This window comes from Microbacterium sp. UBA3394, assembly GCF_002358725.1.
GTDB classification, from domain to species: domain Bacteria; phylum Actinomycetota; class Actinomycetes; order Actinomycetales; family Microbacteriaceae; genus Microbacterium; species Microbacterium luteum.
In genome coordinates, this window is the sequence record NZ_DEPK01000039.1 from 1 (window position 1) to 5,084 (window position 5,084).

Here is a 5,084-nt window from a genome sequence, read left to right on the forward strand (position 1 = left end):
CACCACGCCACGGGACTTGACCGTGGGAGGGGTCGCGCGGGGAAAAGCGCCGTGATGGGACCTGCGATCTAGACTCGCGAAATGGCATTGTCCAGACCGGCACGATATGCACGAGAGAGGCTTCGGCGCTCGATCGCCGTCGCGGTAGCGTCTTCCGCGCTTGCCTTGACCGGCTGCACCGTGTCGGGGCCCTCATATTCCGTGCTCGATCAAGACGCGCGACCTGAAGACAAGGTGCCCGAGCAGCTGCCGGCGTACGCGGGCGAAGAAGCTGACCTCGAATCAGCGCGATTCGTCGGAAAGCACGACGACAGTTCGTTGTGGCTGATGGGCAGCAACGAGGGCTCCGGGGTCTGTTTGCTTGCCTATGAGGATGAAGCGGCCTGGGTGATGGGCTGCGCTTCTGAGGGCAGTCCGATCGAAGTCGGCGGACTCGCCGGACACTTCACCGTGCTCCCCGACGGCGCGCCAGCCCCGGACGGGGCGACCCAAATCTCGGAGAACGTCTACACCCACGATTGATCCCTCCACACCCTCGCTTCACATCACTGGGAGACCCATGATGGGTCACCTCGGAGGAGTAGATTTGGGGGATGGCAGACTCCAGTTTTGACATCGTCTCCAAGATCGATCGCCAGGAAGCCGACAACGCGCTCAATCAGGCCCGCAAGGAACTCGAGCAGCGCTACGACTTCAAGGGCACCGGCGTCTCGATCGAATGGAGCGGCGAGGCCGTGCTGATCAAGGCCAACAGCGAGGAGCGTGCGACGGCGGCCCTCGACGTCTTCCAGACCAAGCTCATCAAGCGCGGCATCTCGCTGAAGAGCCTCGACAGCGGCGAGCCGCAGGCCAGTGGCAAGGAGTTCCGCATCGTCTCCACGCTCAAGGAAGGCATCTCTCAGGAGAACGCGAAGAAGATCGGCAAGATCATCCGCGACGAGGGGCCGAAGTCGGTCAAGTCGCAGATCCAGGGCGACGAGCTGCGCGTGCAGTCGAAGAGCCGCGACGACCTGCAGGAGGTGCAGCGCCTGCTCAAGGCCGCCGACCTCGACGTCGATCTGCAGTTCGTCAACTACCGGTAGCACAGGCATCTGATCAGGGATTTTCTGCTTTCGGTCCGCAGGGAGTCCGCAGAAGTCCGCAGATCGGGTTCGCGGATGCCCCTTTCTGCCGCGTAATTTCGCGGTTTTCGGGGGTTTGAGGTTCTGCGGACTCACTGCGGGCTGGGTCAGCCCAACGGCTCACTTTGCTGCAGAGGGGGATGCGAACGATCCGGGGTTGCCGGGCCCTCCGATGTCGCGATTGCGGGGCTGCGCGGCGTCTCCGTCAGGGCGTTGCGTCGCGGTGATCCGAAGCGGACGGTCGAGCTCGCGCGTCAGCTGCTCGGCGCGCTCGCGCACGCGGCCGGTGATCCTCGCGGCGAACGCGGCGTCGGCCTCCGCGAGCGGCGCCGCGCTCGCAGCGTCCGCATACGCGTCGGCGACTCCGCCCACGATGCGCTTCGCGGTCGCGATCGCCCAGTCTGCGTCGAGGCCGGCGTCGATCGCCTCCTGGGCGATGTGCCGGGGTTCGATCTCGGCGACGCGGTAGTGGCGCCCGAACGACATCGAAAGTCGCGCGCGACGCGTGTTCAGGTCGTCGTAGGGCAGCGCGGTGGCGACGTCGTAAAGCGGGGCAAGGCCAGGGCCTCGGCGGCCGTCATGGAGGATCGAGTAGTTCTTGGCGTGCGCGTCGGTGCCGAGGATCGCCCAGTTGAAGATCGTCGCCTCGAGGAATGTGCGCACGCTGTCGTCGACGTCCCGGCCCCGCGTCTCGCGGATGACGTCGACGATGTCGCGGATGCCGGGGCCACCCTCGTTCTGGTACTTGCTGGCGGGGTGAGTCGCCGTCGCCTGGGCGAGATCCTCCTGGTGCAGACGCTCGACGTCCACACCGTGGAGCAGCCGGTCGTAGCGTTCAACGACGATCGCGGTTTCGTCCTCGAAGCGCTCGATCCGGCTGGCCGCAGCACGCAACCCCAGCAGTGACGCGGCCGCGAGGGAGAGGTGTTCGTTGAGGTCGCTGTGCTGGAGTCCTCGGATGCCGGGCTTGAGGATGTGCGTGGAGGCGGCGCGGCCGGTGGGCACCGCCCATCCGGCATCTCTCGCAGCGAGGGCGAACTTGGACTGCGCGCCGGCGAGCGAGAAGTAGCCGCCGACATGGCCGGGAAGGAACCACGCTTCGGGGTCGCTGCGCAGTTCGCGGAGGTGGGCGGCGATCTCGGCGACCTCGATCGGCTCGAGGGCTTCAGGGCCCTCGAGGATAGGCGCATCGGATTCAGCTAGCTGGACGGCACCGGCGGTGTCGAGTCCGACATGGGCGAGGAGCGCCATCGGATTGCGCGGGCTGACCGAGAACCGCGCGCCCCACCGCTCGAGAACCGTGGCGTTGTCGGGGAGCAGGTTCCAGAGGAAGGTGATGGGCGCGTCGCCCCCGTGGGTGCGGCGCGACTTCGGCAGGGAGAGTGACAGCTCCATGCGGCGAGCCCCCTGGCGCCACTCATCGTCGAATTCAAACTGGACCGCTCCCCCGACGCCGGTGAACCAGCCGACGCGATCTCCGCGCAGGTAGGCGGTGAGGCGGTCACTCATGGCGCGGCGACTTCCACGTCGAGGTCGAGCGCCTCGGCGAGCCGGAGGAGGTGATCGACCGTGGCGGTCGCAGCGTTGCCGTTCTCGAAGCGCACGACCCACTGTCGACTCATGCCCACGGCCTCGGCCAGGGCACCCTGGGACATGCCCCGATCGCGCCGACGGTCGCGGACGATGTTGCCGAGGTCGGCAGGCGTCACTACGAGCATCGAGTCACCTCTGTCCGTCAGGTCTGACAACCGAGCGAATGTCCGTGAAGTCTGACACTTCACGCGATGTCCGTCAAGTCTGACATCGCTCCCCCGATCTGCGCCATCAACCCCGGCGTCGCCGGCGCAGCCAGGGGAAGACCTGTTCGGACACACCCCTCGAACATCTCGGACGGCGAGAAGTTCGTGAACTGGCTCCCTCGCAGGTCCCGTTACACCGCGCGGCGTGTCGCACCCATCAGTGCCGATCGAAAATGCGCGGAATTCCGCGGCTCTCACCTTTCTTCAACCACCCTCAAACCCCCCGACTCGTTTCGTCAACCACCGCCGAGGCGCTGCGCAGCCGATGCGGTCGCGTCGCGACGGATGCGCTCAGGTGCCGCAGAAGGTCCGGTAGGGCCCGAAGCTGTCCGGCGCCGGCTGCGCGAAACGCTCCCACCCCTCTCGCTCGACGAAGGGTGAGCGGACCACGGCCAGCAGGTGCTCGAACGGCTCGAGGTCACCGGCTGTGGCCGCATCCAGCGCCTCTTCCACCAGGTGATTGCGCGGGATGTACACCGGGTTCCGGGCATCCATCGCCGCAGCATCCGGGCCGAGGGCCAGCCACCGCTGTGCCCAGAGGTTGAACGGCTCGGGGTCCGCGAACAGCTCTTGCGCCGGCCCCGCTTCGCCCCGCGCGGCCTCCGCGAGCCGGCGGAAGAACCCCGTGTAGTCGACGCGCCCGACCTGCAGCAGACTGACCAGATCGGTCGACAGGGCCGTCGAGACGGCTTCGTCGGCATCGGCCGGGATGCCGAGCTTGACTCGCATTCCCTCCGACCATTCGGCGTTGAACGCGTCCGCGTATCGGCTGAGCGCGTTCTGGGCGAGCTCGATGGCACGGTCGGTGTCGGCGTCGATCGTCGGCAGTAGCGCCTCGGCGAAACGCGCGAGGTTCCACTCGCCGATGCGCGACTGGCGCCCGAACGCGTAGCGGCCCTGGAGGTCGATCGAGCTGTAGACAGTCGCCGGATCGAAGGCCTCCATGAAAGCGCACGGCCCGTAGTCGATCGTCTCACCCGAGATCGTCATGTTGTCGGTGTTCATCACGCCGTGCACGAACCCGACCAGTACCCACCGGGCGATGAGGGACGCCTGCGCGTCGACCACCGCCTCGAGAAGCGACAGCGATGGGTTGTCGGCGTCGGCGAGGTGGGGATAGTGGCGCTCGAGCGCCGCGGCCACCAGTCGGCGAACCAGATCGCCGCCGCCGGCGGCGGCGGCGTATTGGAAGGTCCCCACCCGCAGGTGGCTTGCCGCGACGCGGGCGAGCACAGCCCCGGGAAGAACGGTCTCGCGCTGCACGGGAACGCCTGCCGCCGTGACCGCGAGGGCGCGGGTAGTCGGGACCCCGAGCGCGTGCATGGCCTCGCTGATGAGGAACTCTCGCAGCATCGGTCCGATGGCGGCCAGTCCGTCGCCCCCTCGCGCGAACGGGGTGCGTCCCGATCCCTTCAGATGCAGGTCGCGCAGACGCCCGTCCGGTGTGGCGAGCTCGCCGAGCAGCAACGCGCGGCCGTCGCCGAGCACGGGCGAATAGCCGCCGAACTGGTGCCCCGCGTAGGCCTGCGCGACAGGCATTGCGGATGCGGGGAGCCGATTGCCCGTGAGGAGGCCGACACCGTTGCCGGCGCGCAACGCCGTGGGGTCGAGGCCCAGTTCGACCGCGAGCGGCTCGTTGAGCACGAGCAACTGGGCGTCGGGGAACTCCGCCGCGTGCCACGGCACCGCCAACTCCGGGAAGGCTCGGGCGAAGCGCGAGCTGAGTTCAACGACGGTCTCCGACGCGACGGTCATGGTCCCAGGCTACGTCGGGAGTGGGACGCCGAGGCCTGGCGGATCGGCGAAGGTCAGGCGCCACAGGCAACGCTCCTCCCCAGTCACTGCCTGACGACGACACCACCGTCCAGCCTGATGACGCGGTCCGCGTGGGCGATCGCGTCGTCATCGTGCGTCACGCAGACGACCGCCGCACCGCGGGCGGCCTCTTCGGCGAGGATCCGCTGCGTGCGGGCGACACTGTCACCGTCCAACCCCGCGGCGGGCTCGTCGAGGAGAATCACATCGGGCCGGCGCACGATGCCCTGCGCAAGGAAGACGCGCTGACGCTGACCACCCGAGAGGCTCGCGAGCGATCGGGTCGCGAACGCGGCCATCCCCACCCGATCGAGCGCATCGGCGACAGCCCCCTTCGCCGCGCGGCGCT

6 protein-coding genes are annotated in these 5,084 nt (G+C 68.1%); 2 read left to right on the forward strand and 4 right to left on the reverse strand.

The features are described 5' to 3' along the window. The first annotated feature begins 201 nt into the window (after positions 1-201). Complete coding sequence (locus B4E30_RS02160) at positions 202-522, forward strand: hypothetical protein (RefSeq protein ID WP_286793284.1); 321 nt, start codon at positions 202-204, stop codon at positions 520-522. Positions 523-593: 71 nt separating this feature from the next. Then, a complete protein-coding gene (locus B4E30_RS02165; RefSeq protein WP_286793285.1) occupies positions 594-1,082 on the forward strand; it encodes a YajQ family cyclic di-GMP-binding protein in 489 nt (162 codons plus the stop codon). A 159-nt stretch (positions 1,083-1,241) separates the two neighbouring features. On the opposite strand, the gene B4E30_RS02170 is transcribed toward B4E30_RS02165, so the two are convergent. From B4E30_RS02170 to B4E30_RS02185, 4 genes are all read right to left on the reverse strand, one after another. Continuing rightward, positions 1,242-2,630 (reverse strand): type II toxin-antitoxin system HipA family toxin, encoded by a 1,389-nt coding sequence (locus tag B4E30_RS02170; RefSeq protein ID WP_286793286.1) that lies wholly within the window; start codon positions 2,628-2,630, stop codon positions 1,242-1,244. Beyond that, on the reverse strand, positions 2,627-2,839 hold the full coding sequence (locus B4E30_RS02175; protein ID WP_194384698.1) for a helix-turn-helix transcriptional regulator: 213 nt from the start codon (positions 2,837-2,839) through the stop codon (positions 2,627-2,629). The genes B4E30_RS02170 and B4E30_RS02175 overlap by 4 nt, the downstream gene beginning before the upstream one ends. Positions 2,840-3,211: 372 nt before the next feature. Continuing rightward, a complete protein-coding gene (locus B4E30_RS02180; protein WP_286793287.1) occupies positions 3,212-4,675 on the reverse strand; it encodes a protein adenylyltransferase SelO in 1,464 nt (487 codons plus the stop codon). 83 nt (positions 4,676-4,758) lie between these two features. Next, a partial coding sequence (locus tag B4E30_RS02185) for an ATP-binding cassette domain-containing protein (protein WP_286793288.1) occupies positions 4,759-5,084 on the reverse strand: 326 nt, incomplete at its 5' end.

Coding starts and splice junctions, on each gene's coding strand:
- B4E30_RS02165 (WP_286793285.1), top strand. CDS start 594: ATGGCAGACTCCAGTTTTGACATCGTCTCCAAGATCGATCGCCAGGAA.
- B4E30_RS02170 (WP_286793286.1), bottom strand. CDS start 2,630: ATGAGTGACCGCCTCACCGCCTACCTGCGCGGAGATCGCGTCGGCTGG.
- B4E30_RS02175 (WP_194384698.1), bottom strand. CDS start 2,839: ATGCTCGTAGTGACGCCTGCCGACCTCGGCAACATCGTCCGCGACCGT.
- B4E30_RS02180 (WP_286793287.1), bottom strand. CDS start 4,675: ATGACCGTCGCGTCGGAGACCGTCGTTGAACTCAGCTCGCGCTTCGCC.